The sequence below is a fragment of the Actinomadura chibensis NBRC 106107 genome (genome assembly GCF_001552135.1).
Taxonomy (GTDB): Bacteria; Actinomycetota; Actinomycetes; order Streptosporangiales; family Streptosporangiaceae; genus Spirillospora; species Spirillospora chibensis.
Map to the genome: position 1 here is coordinate 25,235 of NZ_BCQP01000081.1, position 18,548 is coordinate 43,782.

The following is an 18,548-nucleotide window of genomic DNA, read 5'->3' on the forward strand; positions in this document are numbered from 1 at the left end:
TTCGTCAGGGGGCCAGTCGCCAGTAGGGGCCGGTCTTGCGGAGGGTGAAGGAGGCCGCGAGGAGGCCGCCGGGGCGGGCGGGCTCGCCCGCCCACTCCAGCTGCTCGAAGCGGACGGTGTACTCGCCGTCCGCCGGGCCGTCCTCGCAGGCCGGGACGGTCACGCCGCGCAGCGCCGCCACGTCCCGCGGGCGCAGCCTCGCGCGCGCCCGCAGGAACCCGGCGCGGCAGCCGCCCGCCCGGCCGAACGCGGCCCGCTCGAACTCGGGCGTCAGGTAGGCGCAGGCCCGGACGTTCCCCGCCGCGACGCCGCGCAGGTACTTGTAGAGCGCCAGCCGCGCGGGGAAGCTGTCCGCGGCGGCCTCCGTGGTGGTCTCCGCGGTGGCGCCGTCGACCAGCCGGGAGTCGCCGGGCTCGGGGGTGAGCGGCGGCATCGACAGGTCCGGCTCGCCGCCGCACGCGGTGGACGCCGCGAACAGGGACACGACCGCGAAGAGCGCGCGGACACGCACGGGAACCTCCTGGGGGCCGAAGGCGCGCCGATCCTCCCAGGAGACGGGCGCCCCCGTCCACACGGTCCGGCGCTACCCGTAGGCGAGGCCGTGGCCCGCCCGGCGCCCGCCCGCCGGGACGGGCAGCCTCCCGGTCGGCTTCACCGCGCCGCTCAGCACCCCGGCGAGCGCCCCGACCGACACGGCGCCGGACGAGTACGTCGCGAGCGCCGCCCGCGCGCCGCCCGCGGCGTCGAGGTCGTAGGGGCGTCCGAGCGCGGCGACCACGACCGGCTTGTACCCGGCGGCCCGGATCCGCGCGGCGGTCGCCGCCCCCGCGTTCTCCGTGGTCAGCACGATGACGTCGGCGGAACCGGCGGCGGTGACCGCGACGCCGCGGCGGCGCAGCGCGGTGCTGAGCGCCGCGCTCGCGGGCCCGGCCACCGCCACCTTCCGGCCCTTGAGCGGCAGCAGGCCCCGGTCGTTGCGGACCAGCGTCACCGCCCGCTCGGCGACCCGCCGCGCGGCGGCGCGGTGCGCGGGCGTCCCGATCGCGGCGGCGGCCTTCGCCGGGTCGGCGGCCGTGCCCTGGAACAGCCCGCGCCGCTGCTTGAGCCTCAGGATCCGCGTCACCGACTCGTCCAGCCGCCGCCGCGAGATCTTCCCGGACCGGACGGCGGCCACCACCGCCCGGTAGGCGCGCGGCAGGCTCGGCGGCATCAGCACCTGGTCGGCGCCCGCGAGGATCGCCCGCACCGGCACGGCCGCGTCGCCGTACTTCTGCCGGACGCCCGCCATCTCCAGCGAGTCGGTGGTGATCACGCCCTGGTAGCCGAGGGTGCCGCGCAGCAGCCCGGTCAGCACGGTCTTCGACAGCGTGGACGGGTCGCCCGACCGGTCCAGCCTCGGCACCACGATGTGCGCCGTCATGATCATGTCGGCCCCGGCGGCGACCGCCGCCTGGAACGGGGGCGCGTCGAGCCGCTCCCACGTCCGCCGCGAATGCGTGATCACCGGCAGCCCGGTGTGGCTGTCGGTCGCCGTGTCGCCGTGCCCCGGGAAGTGCTTCGGGCTGACCGCGACCCCGGCGTCCTGGTAGCCCTGGATCGCGCCGGTCACCATCTTCGACGCGAGCGCCGGGTCGGCGCCGAACGAGCGCAGCCCGATCACCGGGTTGCGCGGGTTCACGTTGACGTCGGCGTCCGGGGCGTAGTCGAGGTTGATCCCGACCGCGCGCAGCTCGGCGCCGGTGACCCGGGCGGCGGCGCGGGCGTCCGCCGGGTCGCCGGTCGCGCCGAGCGCCATGTTGCCGGGGAAGCGGGTGATGAACGGGGTGCGGGACACGATGCCCTGCTCCTCGTCCACGCCGAGCAGCAGCGGGACCTTCGACGCCTTCTGCAGCGCGTTCGACTGCGCCGCCGTCCGGGCCGGGGACGAGAAGTTCTCCGGGAAGTAGATCAGCCCGCCGACGCGGTACTTCCTGATCTTGGCGAGGCCGTCGGCGCGGCTGGAGAAGCGTGTCACGAACAGCTGGCCGACCTTGTCGGCGACCGACATCCTCGCGACGTGGCCGGGGATCCAGGCGTCCGGCGCGGGGGTGGGCCGTCCCGCCGGACCGGGCGATCCGGAGCGGCCCGCCGCCGGGCGGTCGCCGCCGTCGCCGCCACCGCCGCACCCCGCGGCCAGCGCCAATGCGAGGACCGCGGCCGCTACGGGACGTGAAGCGCGCACCCGGTCAACGCTACGGCATCACCGGGCGCGGCCGTCACCGTGGTCACAGCGAGATCACGATGGACCCCAGGATCGCCGTCTCGCGGATCGGGTGGGGTCCATCGCGATGACCCCGGACGGCCTCGATGCCGTCTGCCAGGGATCGGCCGGGCCGGTCGGCGGCCGGGCCGGGCGCCGGGCGGAGCGCTGTCGGCTCAGCCGGGCAGGGGGTGGCCGAGGCGGCGCAGCGCCATCCCGGCCGCGCCGACGGCGCCGTCGCCCGCGCAGCGCGGCGCCGCGGCGAAGCGGTCGCGCAGCCCGGTCCGGACGGCCTCGGCGACGGGTCCCTCGCGCAGCACCGAGCCGTGCATCACGACCGGCGCGCGGGGATCGGACAGGGCCGGGCGCACCGCGTCCACGTCGCGGAGCAGCCACTGCGCGGCCTCATCGGTGATGCGCCGCGCCACCGGATCACCGGCGGCCGCGGCGGCGGCGACCACCGGGCCGAGCCGCCCGAGGGCCGCGGGCGGACGGCCGTACACCTCCTTGATGATCGCCTGGGCGAGCCGGGGATTGGGCGGCGCGCCGGGCATCTCCGGATGCCCGCGCGCGCCGGACGGGCCGTTGCCGTGGCCGCCGCCGGGCGGCTGGCACGGCCCGTTCCCGGATGGGGGACTGGGCGGATCGGAGAGCAGCACGGCGGTTCCCGTGCCGCCTGGTGCGGGGGTGCCTGCTCCGGAGGCGAGCGCGCCGGGCCCGGACAGGACCGAAGCGCCTTGTGACGACGAAGGGGCGCCGGCCAAGGCCAGCGCCCGCGGAGAAGGACGAGGTCTTCGCCGTTCTCCGTCGATCTCCGCCACCACCGTGGCGCCGAGCAGCGCCCGCGGGACCGAGTCGGTGAGCAGCGTCGGGGAGCCGCGGCCGTCGTAGGCGGCGAGCGCCGCGCGGACGGCCTCCTTCCCGAGCCACACCGCCGAACCCTCGTCCCCGACCAGCCAGCCGTAGCCGTCCGCGCGCTGCACGATCGCGCCGTCGTTGATGACCGCCGCGCCGGCGCCCGTGCCGGAGAACACCACGATGCCCTTGGGCTCGGGTGTCCCGGCGGCGAACGCCACCGCGATATCGGTCACCACCGCGGGCGAGCCGCGCAGGCCGACGGCCTGCCACGCCTGCCGCGCCGCCGCGACGGCCGCGGGCCGTCCGGCGGAGCCGGCGCCGGCGATGCCGAACACGCCGGTGAGGATGTGGGTTCGGTCCAGGTCCCCGAGTGCTTCCCGCAGGGCCGTGGTCAGGGCCCCGGCGGTGTCGCCTCCAGAGTTGGGGTTGGCCCCGGGGCCGGTGCCGGAACCGGCCAGAGCACCCCCCAGCGTCAGTACTACGCAGCGGGTCTTCGTGCCACCCGCGTCGATACCGACCACGTAAGGACCGGCCAAATGGGTCAACACATGGCGACCGTAGCCTTTTCTACCGTTGACGTGACATCTCGCGCGTAAGAAAATTTCCGCCATGAGGAAACCGATCGGCTCCGAGCGGAGCCCTGAGCAGGGCGCCGAGCGGGGGATCACGGGGGAGCCCGGTGCGCCACGAGAGGAGGCGGCGTCGCACGTGCAGACAAACGACAGGGACAGGGACTCGACGCCGCTGAGCACCGTGGTGCGGGTCCGCTCGCTGCTGCCCTCGCTGCCCCCCGCCGAGCGACGCGTCGCTCAACGTGTCATCGACGATCCCGAGGGGGTCGCCAACTCCACCATCACCGAACTCGCCCAGACTTGCGGCACGTCCGAAACCACGGTCATCAGGTTCTGCCGGGCGATCGGGTTTCACGGCTACCCGGAACTGCGGCTGACCCTCGCGACCGAGGCGGGCCGCGCGCAGAGCGCCGCCGGCGGGCGGGTCATCGGCAGCGACATCAGCCCGGACGACTCGCTTGAGCAGATCGTCGAGAAGGTGACCTTCGCCGACGCCCGCGCCGTCGAGGAGACCGCCTCGCAGCTCGACATCAAGATGCTCGAACAGGTCGTGGACGCGGTCGTCGCCGCCGACCGGGTCGACGTCTACGGGGTCGGCGCCAGCGCGTTCGTCGCGGCCGACTTCCAGCAGAAGCTGCACCGGATCGGCCGCGTCTGCTCGGCCTGGGCCGACGCGCACATCATGCTGACCAGCGCCGCCGTCCTGAAGCCGGGGGACGTCGCGATCGGCATCTCGCACACCGGCGCGACGGTCGAGACGATCGACGCGCTGGAGGTCGCGAAGAGCAGGGGCGCGAAGACCGTCGCGCTCACCAACTTCCCGAAGTCCCCGATCGCGGAGGTGTCCGACCTGATCCTGACCACGGCGGCGCGGGAGACGACCTTCCGCTCCGGCGCCACCGCCAGCCGGCTGGCGCAGCTCACGGTGGTCGACTGCGTCTTCGTCGGAGTGGCGCAGCGCACCTACGGGCCGACCCGCAAGGCCCTGGAAGCCACATTCGAGGCGGTCCGCGGCCGGACCGTGCGACCCGACCGGAGGCGTCGGTGATCGACTGCGAGCTCCCCACCGAGGGCCGGAACCCCCGGACCCTCGACGTCGACACGCTGCCGACCCTGGAGGTGCTGCGCCTGATCAACTCCGAGGACGCGACGGTGCCGATGGCGGTGGCCGCCGTCCTGCCGGAGGTCGCCCGGCTGGTCGACATCGCCGTGGACTCGCTGCGCTCCGGCGGGCGGGTGCACTACTTCGGGGCCGGGACGTCCGGCCGGCTGGCCGTGATCGACGCGGCCGAGCTGCCCCCGACGTTCGGCATCTGGGGCCGCGTCGTGGCGCACCACGCGGGCGGGCCCGGCGCCCTGTCCCAGGCGATCTCCGACGTCGAGGACGACGTCGAGCTCGGCCGCCGGGACGCGCGCGACGTCCAGTCAGGGGACGTCGCCGTCGGGATCGCGGCGAGCGGCCGCACCCCGTACGTGGTGGGCGCGCTGCGCGCCGCCACCGCGCTCGGCGCCCGCACCGCACTGATCAGCTGCAACCCGCACACCCCCTACGGCGACGAGGTGGAGGTCCACATCGGGCTCGCCACCGGACCCGAGGTGATCACCGGGTCCACCCGGATGAAGGCGGGCACGGCGACCAAGCTCGTGCTGAATTCCTTCTCCACCACATTGATGATCAGGATGGGCCGGACCTACTCCAACCTGATGGTCAGCGTCAACGCGCTGAACTCCAAGCTGCGCGCCCGGCTGGTGCGCATCCTCACCGAGGCGACCGGGATGGACGCCCGGACCTGCGAGAACGCCCTGACCGAGGCGGGCGGCAACACGCGGGTCGCGCTGGTGTCGCTGCTCGGCGAGGTCCCCGCCGCGCGCGCGACGGTGGTGCTGGAGGAGACCGACGGCGGCGTCCGCGAGGCGCTGCAGCGGCTCAGGTCGGCGTGAGCGAACCCCGGTGGAGAGCGCACCGGAACGGACGGCCCGGCGAGGGAGACGCCGGCCGCTAGGAACCCTCCGTGATCATGCGATCGTCCCCGCACCGGTCGCATGATCACGGGCCCCGGGCCCCGCGCCGCGGGCCGGGACAGAACGTGGTTCGGTGAATCGCCCGGAATCGCCTACGATCTGGGACGTGTCCGACGAACGACCGGTCAAGGCCGTGATCACCGACTGGGGCGGCGTGCTGACGTCCCCCCTCAACGACGCCATCGACGTTTGGCTCGCCGCCGAGCGCATCGACGTGGAGCGCTACAAGGACGTCATGCGCGCCTGGGTCAAGCAGGCGTACGACGGCGGCGGCGTCAACCCCATCCACGGCCTGGAGGACGGCTCGCTCCCCGTCGCGGAGTTCGAGGCGCTCCTCGCCGCCGAGCTGCGCACCGTCGAGGGCGACCCGGTCGAGGCGGCGGGCCTGATCGCGCGGATGTTCGGCGCGTTCGCGCCCGTCCACCCGATGTACGACGCGCTCCGCGCGGCCCGTGCGGCCGGTGCCCGCACCGCGCTGCTGTCCAACTCGTGGGGCAACGACTACCCGCACGACCTGTTCGCGGACCTCTTCGACGCCGTCGTGATCTCCTCCGAGGTCGGGCTCCGCAAGCCCGACGAGCGCATCTTCCGGCACGCGCTCGACCTCCTCGGGCTGGACGCCGCCGACTGCGTCTTCATCGACGACATCGAGCACAACGTCCGCGCGGCGGAGGCGCTCGGCATCCGGGGCGTCCACCACACCGCGCCGGACGCCACGATCGCCGAACTGCGGAGCCTGCGCGTCCTGCCGTGACGGTCTGGCAGACTGGCTGACCTCATGCGCGTCTACCTGCCGTCCACGCTCACGCTCCTCGCCGCCGCCCACGCCGCGCGGGAGGTCGGCCCCGCCCCGCTCGCCGCGCACGCGGTCACGCCCGCGCTGCGCGAGTGGTACGTCGGCGGCGACCTGGAGGAGCTGGAGTACGCGGCCATGTCCGCCGCCGCCCGCGCCTCGCTGCGGCTGCTCGCCGCCGACCCGGCCGCGCCGCGCCGCCGCGTGGTCCTCGCCGCCGAGATCGCCGACGACCTGGTCCGCCGGACGCCCGGCGACGCCCGGCTCGCCGACGACGACCGCGCCCTGGTCGAGGTCACCGCGGTGATCCCCTGGCAGCGGATCGCGTCCGGGCACGTCGACGACGAGGACGCCGCCCCCGACGTCGCCGCGGCCGTCGAGGCCCTCCCGGCCGCCGACGCGGGCGACGACGACGCCCGGTTCACGGTCGACGGCGCCGAGGGCCACGACCTCCTCTGGTACGCCACCCAGGAACTCCCGCACCTCCTCGACTGACCGCCCCGCGATTCGCCGCCCGGGCGGTATGGCCGGACGTGGGCGGGTAGGGCCTGCGACAACGCCGTCGTATTCGCAGTGTCGTCTTCGCAGGGGGCCGTCAGATGGACGCCGTCACCACCGTCCCGGAGCCGGTGAACGAGCCGGTGCGCGGCTACGCGCCCGGCAGCGGCGAGCGCGCCGCGCTGGAGGCGCGGATCAAGGAGCTCGCGGGCGCGCAGACCGAGCTGACCATGACGATCGGCGGGGAGCGGCGCATGGGCGCGGGCACGCCGGTCGACGTGGTCGAGCCGCACAACCGCCGCCACGTCCTCGGCCGGATGGGCAACGCGAGCGAGGCCGACGTGATCGAGGCGATCGCGGCGGCCCGGGAGGCGGCGCCCGGCTGGCGCGCCATGTCCTTCGCCGACCGCGCCGCGATCTTCCTGCGCGCCGCCGACCTGCTCGCCGGGCCGTGGCGGCCGACGCTGAACGCCGCGACGATCCTCGGGCAGTCCAAGTCGGTGCAGCAGTCCGAGATAGACGCGGCCTGCGAGCTGATCGACTTCTGGCGGTTCAACGTCCGGTACGCGCAGCGGATCCACGAGATCCAGCCGCTGTCGTCGCCGGGCGTGTGGAACCGGCTGGAGTACCGGCCGCTGGAGGGGTTCGTCCTCGCGATCACCCCGTTCAACTTCAGCGCGATCGCCGGGAACCTGCCGACCTCGCCCGCGATCATGGGCAACGTCGTGGTGTGGAAGCCGTCCCCGACGCAGCAGCTCGCCGCGCACTTCACGATGCGGGTGCTGGAGGCCGCCGGGCTCCCGCCCGGCGTGATCAACCTCGTCACCGGGGACGGCCAGGCCGTCTCCAGCGTCGCGCTGCGCCACCCCGACCTCGCCGGGCTGCACTTCACCGGCTCCGCCGCCACCTTCCAGAACCTCTGGCGGACGATCGGCGAGAACATCTCCGCCTACCGGGGGTACCCGCGGGTCGTCGGCGAGACCGGCGGCAAGGACTTCGTCGTCGCGCACCCGTCCGCCGACCCGGCCGTGCTGAAGACCGCCCTGGTCCGGGGAGCGTTCGAGTACCAGGGGCAGAAGTGCTCCGCCGCGTCCCGCGCCTACGTCCCGCGCTCGGTCTGGGACGGCGTGCGCGACGACTTCCTCGCCGAGACCGAGGCCCTGACCATGGGCAACGTCGCCGAGGACCTGTCGCTGTTCATGGGCGCGGTGATCGACGACCGCGCGTTCGCCAAGCACAAGCGGGCGATCGAGCGGGCCCGCGTCACCACGTCCATCCAGATCCTGGTGGGCGGCACGCTGGACGATTCGGACGGCTACTTCGTCCGGCCCACGGTGCTGGAGGCGTCCGACCCGACCGACGAGGTCTTCACCGACGAGTACTTCGGGCCGATCCTCGCCGTGCACGTCTACGACGACGGCGACTACGAGAGCGTCCTGCACCAGATGGAGGGCGTCTCGGAGTACGGGCTGACCGGCTCGATCATCGCCGAGGACCGGGACGTGATCACCGCCGCCACCGAGACCCTCCGGTTCGCCGCCGGGAACTTCTACATCAACGACAAGCCGACCGGGTCGATCGTCGGGCAGCAGCCGTTCGGCGGCGCCCGCGCGTCCGGCACCAACGACAAGGCGGGCTCGGTCTTCAACCTCACCCGCTGGACGAGCGTCCGCTCCATCAAGGAGACGTTCGTCCCGCCGACCGACTACCGCTACCCCCACATGGGCTAGCGCGTAGCGCCCCGGTTGCGCGCGGCGCGTGGGAAGGCCGACGATAAGGTCGCCCCATCCACGCTCAACTAGCCGCGCATGGGAACGGGATGTCGACGCTGAACCGTCTGGTGCTGTGGAACATCGATCAGACCCTGGTCGACGTCGGGCGGGTCACCCGGGACGCCTACGCCGAGGCGTTCCAGCGGACCATCGGACGGCCGCTCGTCCGCCTCGCGCCCACCCCCGGCCGCACCGAGTCCGAGATCATCTTCGAGACCCTCGCGTTCAACGACGTCGTCACCACCGACGACCACCTGCCCGCCTTCTTCACCGCGCTGGCCGAGGCGTTCGCGAGCCGCCGCGCCGACCTGCGCACGCACGGCCGCGTCCTCGCGGGCGCGCGCGAGGCCGTCGAGGCGCTCGCGCACGTGCCCGGCGTCGTCCAGTCGGTGCTGACCGGATCGATGCAGCCGAACGCCGTCCTGAAGGTGACCGAGCTGGGCCTCGCGCCCCGGCTCGACCTGGACGCGGGCGGCTACGAGAACGGCGTCTACAGCAAGGCCGCCCTCCTCGAACTCGCCCGGACCCGCGCCGCCGAGCGGCACGGCGCCCGCTACCCCGAGTCGGCGACCGTCTACATCGCCGACTCGCCCCGCGACGTCCAGGCCGCGCGCATCGCGGGCTCGCCGATCATCGCGGTCGCCACCGGCAGCGCCACCGAGGCCGAGCTGCGCGCGGCGGGCGCGGACCGCGTCGTCGCGACCCTCGCCGACACGAACGCCGTGGTCGGCGCGGTCGCCGAGCTGACCCGCATCTGACCCCCCGCCGAGGCCGTGAGCTGCGGGTCGGGTAGGTTGCGCGGGATGCGGGGCGGGCCCGATATTGGGATGGCCGCGCGGCGCCGCGCGGCGGGGAGGGAGTGAGATGTCCCGTGAGGTCAGCGAGGGCTCGACGCTGTGGGAGCCGTCCGAAGAGGTCGTCTCCAACGCGCGGGTGACCCACTTCGTCCACTGGCTGTGGGACCGGGGCGTCCTCACCGAGTCCTACGACGACCTGTGGCGCTGGTCGGTCACGGAGGTCGACGCGTTCTGGGACGCGATCTGGTCGTACTTCCAGGTCGTCGGCGAGCGGGGCGACGGCCCCGTCCGGACGGGCGGCCCCATGCCGGTCGACGGCCTGAAGTGGTTCCCCGGCGCCACGCTCAACTACGCGGCGAACGCGCTGCGCCGCGCCGAGGAGGCGCCGGACGAGACGGCCGTGGTCTTCCGCTCCGAGGCGGGCGGGCACCGCGTCATCTCGCACCGGGAGCTGGCGCTGCACGTGGCGGAGGTCCGCGCGGGCCTGGTCGAGCTGGGCGTCGGCAAGGGCGACCGGGTCGCCGCCTACGTCCCGAACATCCCCGAGGCGCTGATCTGCTTCCTCGCCACCGCGTCGCTCGGCGCGATCTGGTCGTCGTGCTCCCCCGACTTCGGCTCCTCCTCGGTGATCGACCGGTTCGCGCAGATCGAGCCCAAGGTGCTCATCGCCGTGGACGGCTACGCCTACAACGGCAAGCGGTTCGACCGCAGCGGCGTCGTCGCCGAGATCGAGGCCGCGCTGCCGACCCTCGCCGCCACCGTCCTGATCCCCTACCTCGACCCGGCCGCCACCCCGGACGGCCTGCGGGTCGGCATGCACTACGGCGACCTGCCCCGTCCCGGGCACGACACCCTTGAGTTCGAGGCCGTCCCGTTCGACCATCCCCTGTGGGTCGTCTACTCGTCCGGCACGACGGGCTTGCCCAAGCCGCTCGTGCACGGGCACGGCGGGGTCGTCCTTGAGCACCTCAAGGCACTGTCCTTCCACCAGGACCTCGGGCCAGAGGACGTCTTCTTCTGGTACACCACGACCGGCTGGATGATGTGGAACTACCTCATCGGCGGTCTCCTGGTGGGTTCGACCGTCGTCATGTACGACGGCGCCCCCGTCGAGCTGTGGAAGCTCGCCGCCGAGAGCGGCGTCACCTACATGGGGGTCGGCGCGCCGTACATCATGGCGTCCGCCAAGGAGGGACGGCGCCCGGGCGAGGAACACGACCTGTCGGGGCTGCGCGGCATCGGCTCGACCGGGTCACCGCTCCCGCCCGAGGGGTTCGCGTGGGTGTACGACGCGGTCGGCGGCGACCTGCTGCTCGGCTCGTTCTCCGGCGGCACCGACCTGTGCACCGGGTTCGTCGGCCCGTCGCCGCTGCTGCCGCTGCGCGCGGGCGTCATCCAGTGCCGCGGCCTCGGCGCGAAGGTGGAGGCGTTCGGCGACGACGGCAAGCCCGTCGTGGACGAGGTCGGCGAACTGGTCATCACCGAGCCCATGCCGTCCATGCCGGTCTTCTTCTGGAACGACGAGAACGGCGAGCGCTACCGCGAGTCCTATTTCGACATGTTCCCGGACACCTGGCGGCACGGCGACTGGCTGAAGATCCTCCCGGACGGCGGCTGCGTCATCTACGGGCGGTCCGACTCCACCCTGAACAGGGGCGGCGTCCGGATGGGGACGTCCGACTTCTACCGCGTCGTCGAGGCGTTCGACGAGATCGCCGACAGCCTCGTGATCGACACCGGACGGCTCGGCCGGGAGGGCAGGCTGCTGCTGTACGTCCAGCTCGCCGAGGGCGCGTCGCTCGGCGACGAGCTGCTCGGACGGCTCAAGCGCGAGCTGCGGACGGCGCTGTCGCCGCGGCACGTCCCGGACGAGATCCACGCCGTCCCCGGCATCCCGCGCACCCTGTCGGGCAAGAAGCTGGAGGTCCCCGTCCGCAAGATCCTCCAGGGCACCCCGGTGGACAAGGCGGCCAACCGCGACTCCATGGCCAACCCGGAAGTCCTCGAACACTTCACCCCCTAGTCGGATTCTGCCCGCATTAAGGTTGTCCTCCGGCCATACGTGGCCGAGGGGACGCGGTGCTCCAGAACACACCGTAAGGTCGCATGACCGGGTGAACTTCACGCGGGCCTCAGGCGTCTCACAGTCGGAGGGGTGATCCGGGCCGAGGGGGCATCACGCGGCCCGTCGATCGAGGAGAGGGACGGTTCCACGCATGGAGGTTGGGGCGCTGCGGTCCGGTGACCCGGATCGGCTGGGGAGGTACGCCCTGATCGGCCGGGTGGGCGAAGGCGGCCAGGGCACCGTCTTCCTCGGCACGGACGACGACGGCAGGCAGGTCGCGGTCAAGCTGCTGCACGCCGAGCTGACGTCCGACGACAAGGCCAGGGCGCGGTTCCTGCGCGAGCTGGAGGTCGCCAAGCAGGTCGCGCCGTTCTGCACCGCGCAGGTGATCGACGCCGACGCGACCGGCGAGCGGCCCTACATCGTCAGCGAGTACGTGCGCGGGCCGTCGCTGAACCAGCAGGTCCTGGAGCACGGCCCGCTGGACGGCGCGGCCCTCGACCGGCTCGCCGTCGGCACCGCGACCGCGCTCGCCGCGATCCACCAGGCGAAGATCGTCCACCGCGACTTCAAGCCGCACAACGTGCTGATCGGCCCGGACGGCCCGCGCGTCATCGACTTCGGCGTCGCCCGCGCGATCAGCGCCGGGACGACGCTCACCAGCCGGGTGATCGGCACGCCGTCCTACATGGCGCCCGAGCAGATCGGCGGCGACGAGGTCGGCACGCCCGCCGACGTGTTCTGCTGGGCGGCGACCCTCGTGTTCGCCGCCACCGGCGAGCCCCCGTTCGGCCAGGACACGATCCCCGCCGTGATCAACCGCATCCTGAACGAGGAGCCCGACCTCGGCGACCTCGGCGGCGCGCTGCGCGAGCTGGTGCTCGACTGCCTGGAGAAGGACCCGGCCGACCGGCCCGGCGCCCGGCAGGTGCTGATGCGGCTGCTCGGCCACGACGACGCCTCGCTGCACGGGCCGCGGCGGCGCGACGCCCGCCCCGCCGACGACACCGACGAGAACGCGATGCTGGCCGCGGGCTCGGTCCGCGCCGCCGAGGCCGTCACCGGCGACGTCTTCGACCCCGACCCGGTGTTCGGCGACGACCCCGTCTTCGACGACGACGCCGCCTACGACGACGAGCCCGTCTTCAACGACCCGGAGGCGTCCCCGGCCGCGGCGGCGTTCCACAGCGCGTCCGGGCGGTCCGGCGACGACCCGGACGACGACCTCCTGCAGACCCCGACCGAGTGGGCCGCCGGGAACACGCTGCCCCGCGACCTCGACCCGGCCGGGCCCGGCGACGACCCCGAGCGCCGCCGCGGCCTGCGCGGCGTGCTCGCGGGCTCCGGCCGCTCGGCCGTGCTCGCCGGGGCCGCCGCGCTGTTCGTGGCGATCGTCGTCGTGTCGTCGGTCCTCGCGCTCAGCTCCGGCGACAAGGGCAAGGCGGGGCAGAAGGTCGCCGACCCGAGCGCGCCGCCCACCTCGTCCGGCTCCGTCCCGAGCATGGAGCTGCCGACGACCCGCAAGCCCGCGCACACCCAGACCGCGCCGACGTACCAGCCGACGCCGTCCTCGGAGTCGCCGTCCGACAGCCCGACCCCGACCAGCCCGACCCCGACCGGCACCAAGCCGACCAAGCCGACGCCGACCGACTCGCACGAGCCGCCCGACCCCTCAAGCGGCCCGGGAGACCCCTCGGGGCCGCCCGACCCGTCGTCCAAACCCGGTCCCTAGCAGGGCTTTCACAAGATCCGTCCCAACCCCTGGGACGAGTTCGGCGATCCTCGACGGGCCCCCGCGACGGCCTGGCAGGCTGGGATGGGCAGGGTGGGGCAGGCCACGCCGCCGTCCCGGCCGGGCAGGTCGGCTTTGCGGCGTTTGGTAGCTACGCTCGTGCAGTGAGCGTCGCCACAACGGGGTGGCGAAGGTTCTTCAGGGGAGTTGTTGGTGATGGGCGGCATGCTCGATCAAGCGAAGGACGACCTGCTCAGGCGGGCCGCGGAAACGTGCGCGCGGCGGCCGGGGGCGCGCGGGGAGGACCTGGAGGAGGCCGTCGCCTACCTCCGGCTCTACTACCGCCACGTCGACCGCGAGGACCTGCTGTCCCGCGACCCGGCCGACGTCTGCGGCCCGGCGATGGCGCACCGCGCGCTCGGCGAGGAGCGGCCGCAGGGGCGCGCGAAGGTGCGCGTCTTCACGCCGACGCTGGAGGAGGACGGCTGGGACCCGGGCCACACGGTCGTCCAGGTCGTCACCGACGACATGCCGTTCCTCGTCGACTCGGTGACGATGGAGCTGTCCCGGCACCAGCTCGCCACGCATTTGATCGTCCACCCGCTGCTCGGCGTGGACCGCGACGTCGCGGGCCACCTGCGCGCCTTCCGCGGCAAGCTCGACAGCGACACCGACATCGACGAATCATGGATGCACATCGAGGTCGACCGGACGAGCGACCCGGCCGCCCTCGACCGGCTTGAGAAGGACCTGCTGCGCGTGTTGCAGGACGTCCGCGTCGCCGTCGAGGACGAGCCGAAGATGCGCGCCCGCGCCGGGGAGGTCGCCGCCGCCATCAAGGCGGCCGCGCCGCCGCTGCCGGACAAGGAGCTCGCCGAGGGCGTCGAGCTGCTCGACTGGCTCGCCGACGGCCACTTCACCTTCCTCGGCTACCGCGACTACACCCTCACCGAGGGCGAGGACGCGGAGGGGCGCCACGGCCTCGCCCTGCGCCCCGAGCCGGGCACCGGCCTCGGCCTGCTGCGCAGCGACAAGCGCGAGTCCGACAGCTTCGCGGCGCTGCCGCCCGAGGTGCGCGCGAAGGCGACGGAGAAGCGCCTGCTCGTCATCACCAAGGCGAACTCGCGCTCGACCGTCCATCGGCCGCTGTACCTCGACTACATCGGGGTGAAGAAGTTCGACGCGTCCGGCGCGGTCATCGGCGAGCGGCGCTTCCTCGGCCTGTTCACCCACGTCGCCTACAGCGAGTCGATCGCGCACGTGCCCGTCCTCAAGCGCAAGCTGGAGGAGGTGCTCGACCAGGCCGGGTTCACCCCCGACAGCTACGACGGGCAGGACCTCGTCGAGACGCTGGAGGGCTACCCGCGCGACGAGCTGTTCCAGATGTCGGTGGACGACCTGCTCCCCATCGCGCTCGGCGTGCTGCGGCTGCGCGAGCGCCGCCAGCTCAAGCTGTTCCTGCGCAAGGACATGTACGGCCGCTACATGTCCTGCATGGTCTACCTGCCGCGCGACCGGTACACCACCAAGATCCGGCTGCGCATCCAGGAGCTGCTGAAGGAGGCGTTCGAGGGCGTCAGCGTCGACTACAGCGCGAACGTCACCGAGTCGAACCTCGCGCGGCTGCACGTCGTGGTGCGGGGCGAGCGCGGCCATCCGCTGCCCGACGTCGACGTGTCCAACCTGGAGGACCGGCTCGCCGCCGCCATCCGCTCCTGGGAGGACGACCTCGCCGACGCGATCCTCGACCAGTGCGGCGAGGAACGTTCCGGGACGCTCTCCCGCCGCTTCGGCGAGGCGTTCCCCGAGGGCTACAAGGCCGACTTCCCCGCCCGCACCGCCGTCGCCGACCTGCGCCGCCTGGACGACCTGTCCGGCGACACCGACACCTCGATCGACCTGTACGAGCCGGACGGCGCCGAGCCCGGCGAGCGGCGCCTGAAGATCTACCGGCTGGGCGAGCCGATCTCGCTGTCGCGGGTGCTGCCGCTGCTGCACAACATGGGCGTCGAGGTGATCGACGAACGGCCCTACGAGATCACCTCGGCCGAGGGCCGGCGCTACTGGATCTACGACCTCGGCCTGCGGTACCGGCAGCCCGCCGACGTCGCGGAGGAGTCGGTCAAGGACCTGTTCCAGGAGGCGTTCACCCGGCTGTGGCGCGGTGAGATCGAGAACGACGGGTTCAACGCGCTCGTCCTGCACGTCGGGCTGAACTGGTGGCAGGCGATGATCCTGCGCTCCTACGCCCTGTACCTGCGCCAGGCCGGGACGACGTTCTCCAAGCGGTACATCGAGCAGGTGCTGCTGCGGAACTCCTCGATCACGCGGCTGCTCGTCCGGCTGTGGGAGAGCCGCCTCGACCCGTCCCTGCAGGGCGGCGAGGAGGAGCGCAGCGCCGGGATCACCGAGGAGCTGCAGGGCAAGCTGGACGAGGTCGCGAGCCTCGACGAGGACCGCATCCTGCGCGCCTACCTGTCGCTCATCCAGGCGACGCTGCGCACGAACCACTACCAGGGCAAGCCGTACCTGGCGATGAAGTTCGACCCGCAGGGCATCCCCGACCTGCCCGAGCCCCGCCCGAAGTACGAGGTGTTCGTGTACTCGCCGAAGGTCGAGGGCGTGCACCTGCGGTTCGGGTCGGTGGCGCGCGGCGGGCTGCGCTGGTCCGACCGCCGCGAGGACTTCCGCACCGAGATCCTCGGCCTGGTCAAGGCGCAGGCGGTGAAGAACACGGTGATCGTCCCGGCGGGGGCGAAGGGCGGGTTCGTCGGCAAGCAGCTGCCCGACCCGTCCGTCGACCGCGACGCCTGGTGGCAGGCCGGGATCGCCTGCTACAAGGACTTCATCTCCGGTCTGCTCGACATCACCGACAACCTGGTGGACGGGAAGGTCGTCCCGCCGCCGAACGTCGTCCGGCACGACGGGGACGACACCTACCTGGTCGTCGCGGCCGACAAGGGCACCGCGACGTTCTCCGACATCGCGAACGGGGTCGCCGCCGAGTACGGCTTCTGGCTCGGGGACGCGTTCGCCTCCGGCGGGTCGGTCGGCTACGACCACAAGGGCATGGGCATCACCGCCCGCGGCGCCTGGGAGTCGGTGAAGTACCACTTCCGCGCGCTGGGCAAGGACGTCCAGAACGAGGAGTTCACCGCCGTCGGCATCGGCGACATGTCCGGGGACGTGTTCGGCAACGGGATGCTGCTCTCCGAGCACACGCGCCTCGTCGCGGCGTTCGACCACCGGCACATCTTCGTCGACCCCGACCCCGACCCGGCGGTCTCCTTCGCCGAGCGCCGCCGCCTGTTCGAGCTGCCGCGCAGCAGTTGGGGCGACTACGACACCGCGCTGATCTCCAAGGGCGGCGGCGTGTTCCCGCGCACCGCCAAGTCGATCGCGCTGACCCCGCAGATGCGCGCCGTCCTCGGCATCGCCGACGGCGTCAAGGCGCTCGCCCCGTTCGAGCTGATCAGGGCCGTCCTCAAGGCGCCCGTCGACCTGCTGTGGAACGGCGGCATCGGCACCTACGTCAAGTCGTCCGCCGAGAACCACGCCGACGTCGGCGACAAGGCCAACGACCCCGTCCGGGTGGACGGCGGCGAGCTGCGCTGCAAGGTGGTCGGCGAGGGCGGCAACCTCGGCGTCACCCAGCTCGGCCGGATCGAGTTCGCCCGCGGCGGCGGACTCATCAACACCGACTTCATCGACAACTCCGCCGGGGTCGACACGTCCGACCACGAGGTCAACATCAAGATCCTGCTCGACCAGGCGGTGCGGGACGGCGAGCTGACCGGCGAGCGGCGCGACGGCCTGCTCTACGAGATGACCGACGAAGTCGGACGGCTCGTCCTGCGCGACAACTACGCGCAGAACGTCGTGCTGGCCGCGGCCCGCGCGCAGGCGCCCGCGATGCTCCACATCCATGCCCGCTACATGCGAAAACTCGAACGGGAGGGCCGCCTCCAGCGGCGCCTCGAATTCCTCCCGGACGACAAGGCCCTCGCCGAGCGGCGGCAGTCCGGGCTCGGGCTCACCAGCCCCGAGTTCTCCGTCCTGCTCGCCTACGCCAAGCTCGCCCTCGACCACGACCTGGTCGCGTCCGACCTGGCCGACGACCCCTACCTGGAGTCGTGGCTGGTCGACTACTTCCCGACCCCGCTGCGCGAGCGGTTCCGCCCCTACATGGACCGGCACCCCCTGCGCCGCGAGATCATCACCACCGCCGTGGTGAACGACCTGATCAACGCCAGCGGCTCCACGTTCGTGTTCCGGATGAACGAGGAGACGGGCGCGTCGTCGTCCGACATCGCCCGCGCCTACCTCGTCGCCCGCGACGTGTTCGAGATGCCGAAGTTCTGGCGGTCGGTCGAGGAACTGTCCGGCCAGGTGGACGAGTCGACGCAGATCGCGATGCTGCTGGAGGCGCGCAAGCTCACCGAGCGCGGCGCCCGCTGGCTGCTGCACAACCGGCGCCCGCCGTTCGACATCCGCGAGACGATCGACTTCTTCGCGGGCAGCGCCGCCACGCTCAGCACGCACCTGTCGAAGCTCCTCGTCGGCCTGGACCTGTCCGCCTTCGAGCAGCGCCGCGACGGGTTCGCGCAGCGCGGCGTCCCGGACGAGCTGGCCGAGCGGTGCGCGACGTTCGTCCCCGCCTTCTCCACGTTCGACCTCGTGGGCATCGCCCACGACACGGCACGCCCGGTGGAGGAGGTCGCGGAGGTCTACTTCGACCTCGCGGACCGGCTGCAGCTGTCCCGGCTCCGCGAACGGATCATCGCGCTGCCCCGCGACGACAAGTGGCGCTCGATGGCCCGCTCCGCGCTCCGCGACGACCTGTACACCGCCCACGCGGCCCTGACCAGGGACGTCCTCGTCACCAGCGAACCCGGCGGCCAGCCGGAGGAGCGCATGGTGCACTGGGCGGAGAAGAACAGGCCGGCCGTCCAACGCGCCCAGCAGACGCTCAGCGAGATCTGGGAGAGCGACAGCTTCGACCTGGCGACCCTCTCCGTCGCCCTGGGCGCGATCCGCACCCTGGTCACCGCCAGCTCCCTCCCGGCTGATTAACCCAGGGGGGGCGACCCCCCTGGAACCCCCCGTTACGAGCCGGTCGATCCTCACGCCACCGTTGCGGTTGGTGTGACCGTGCGGGTTTGTGTGTGGCGCTGCGGTCGACCGGCTCGGCGGGGGGGGG

12 protein-coding genes are annotated in these 18,548 nt (G+C 73.0%); 9 read left to right on the top strand and 3 right to left on the bottom strand.

Translation table 11 applies throughout. The annotated features are described in order from the left end of the window. Positions 1-4: 4 nt before the first annotated feature. The 3 genes from ACH01S_RS38385 to ACH01S_RS38395 all read right to left on the bottom strand — a co-directional run bounded on the left by ACH01S_RS38385 (position 5) and on the right by ACH01S_RS38395 (position 3,645). Positions 5-511: a hypothetical protein gene (locus tag ACH01S_RS38385; RefSeq protein ID WP_067904274.1), complete on the bottom strand. Its 507-nt coding sequence runs from the start codon at positions 509-511 to the stop codon at positions 5-7. 72 nt (positions 512-583) lie between these two features. Continuing rightward, the gene (locus ACH01S_RS38390) at positions 584-2,221 is read right to left on the bottom strand and encodes a glycoside hydrolase family 3 protein (protein WP_067904278.1); all 1,638 of its coding nucleotides are present in this window, start codon (positions 2,219-2,221) and stop codon (positions 584-586) included. A 194-nt stretch (positions 2,222-2,415) separates the two neighbouring features. Then, a complete protein-coding gene (locus tag ACH01S_RS38395; RefSeq protein WP_306303277.1) occupies positions 2,416-3,645 on the bottom strand; it encodes an N-acetylglucosamine kinase in 1,230 nt (409 codons plus the stop codon). Positions 3,646-3,706: 61 nt separating this feature from the next. Here ACH01S_RS38395 and ACH01S_RS38400 point away from each other — a divergent pair, with 61 nt between their 5' ends. The 9 genes from ACH01S_RS38400 (at position 3,707) to ACH01S_RS38440 (ending at position 18,421) form a co-directional block, all read left to right on the top strand. Beyond that, complete coding sequence (locus tag ACH01S_RS38400) at positions 3,707-4,717, top strand: MurR/RpiR family transcriptional regulator (protein WP_246236414.1); 1,011 nt, start codon at positions 3,707-3,709, stop codon at positions 4,715-4,717. Next, positions 4,714-5,610, top strand: coding sequence for an N-acetylmuramic acid 6-phosphate etherase (murQ, locus tag ACH01S_RS38405; protein WP_067904287.1), 897 nt, complete (start codon positions 4,714-4,716; stop codon positions 5,608-5,610). Before ACH01S_RS38400 ends, murQ begins: the two co-directional genes overlap by 4 nt. Positions 5,611-5,797: 187 nt before the next feature. Next, entirely contained in the window at positions 5,798-6,445 is a 648-nt protein-coding gene (locus ACH01S_RS38410; protein ID WP_067904290.1) for an HAD family hydrolase, read from the top strand. Positions 6,446-6,469: 24 nt separating this feature from the next. Further along, positions 6,470-6,979 (top strand): DUF6912 family protein, encoded by a 510-nt coding sequence (locus ACH01S_RS38415; RefSeq protein WP_067904293.1) that lies wholly within the window; start codon positions 6,470-6,472, stop codon positions 6,977-6,979. A 104-nt stretch (positions 6,980-7,083) separates the two neighbouring features. Continuing rightward, a complete protein-coding gene (gene pruA, locus ACH01S_RS38420) occupies positions 7,084-8,712 on the top strand; it encodes an L-glutamate gamma-semialdehyde dehydrogenase (protein WP_067904295.1) in 1,629 nt (542 codons plus the stop codon). 89 nt (positions 8,713-8,801) lie between these two features. Beyond that, the gene (locus tag ACH01S_RS38425) at positions 8,802-9,512 is read left to right on the top strand and encodes an HAD family hydrolase (protein ID WP_067904298.1); all 711 of its coding nucleotides are present in this window, start codon (positions 8,802-8,804) and stop codon (positions 9,510-9,512) included. Positions 9,513-9,618: 106 nt separating this feature from the next. Further along, the gene (locus ACH01S_RS38430; RefSeq protein ID WP_067904301.1) at positions 9,619-11,574 is read left to right on the top strand and encodes an acetoacetate--CoA ligase; all 1,956 of its coding nucleotides are present in this window, start codon (positions 9,619-9,621) and stop codon (positions 11,572-11,574) included. 193 nt (positions 11,575-11,767) lie between these two features. Continuing rightward, positions 11,768-13,348, top strand: coding sequence for a serine/threonine-protein kinase (locus ACH01S_RS38435; protein ID WP_067904304.1), 1,581 nt, complete (start codon positions 11,768-11,770; stop codon positions 13,346-13,348). 216 nt (positions 13,349-13,564) lie between these two features. Further along, positions 13,565-18,421 (top strand): NAD-glutamate dehydrogenase, encoded by a 4,857-nt coding sequence (locus ACH01S_RS38440; RefSeq protein ID WP_067904307.1) that lies wholly within the window; start codon positions 13,565-13,567, stop codon positions 18,419-18,421. Positions 18,422-18,548 lie beyond the last annotated feature (127 nt).

Bases quoted from the DNA above. Each gene is read 5' to 3' on its own strand.
- ACH01S_RS38430 (WP_067904301.1), top strand. From the start codon at position 9,619: ATGTCCCGTGAGGTCAGCGAGGGCTCGACGCTGTGGGAGCCGTCCGAA.
- ACH01S_RS38435 (WP_067904304.1), top strand. From the start codon at position 11,768: ATGGAGGTTGGGGCGCTGCGGTCCGGTGACCCGGATCGGCTGGGGAGG.
- ACH01S_RS38415 (WP_067904293.1), top strand. From the start codon at position 6,470: ATGCGCGTCTACCTGCCGTCCACGCTCACGCTCCTCGCCGCCGCCCAC.
- ACH01S_RS38440 (WP_067904307.1), top strand. From the start codon at position 13,565: ATGGGCGGCATGCTCGATCAAGCGAAGGACGACCTGCTCAGGCGGGCC.
- ACH01S_RS38425 (WP_067904298.1), top strand. From the start codon at position 8,802: ATGTCGACGCTGAACCGTCTGGTGCTGTGGAACATCGATCAGACCCTG.
- pruA (WP_067904295.1), top strand. From the start codon at position 7,084: ATGGACGCCGTCACCACCGTCCCGGAGCCGGTGAACGAGCCGGTGCGC.
- ACH01S_RS38400 (WP_246236414.1), top strand. From the start codon at position 3,707: ATGAGGAAACCGATCGGCTCCGAGCGGAGCCCTGAGCAGGGCGCCGAG.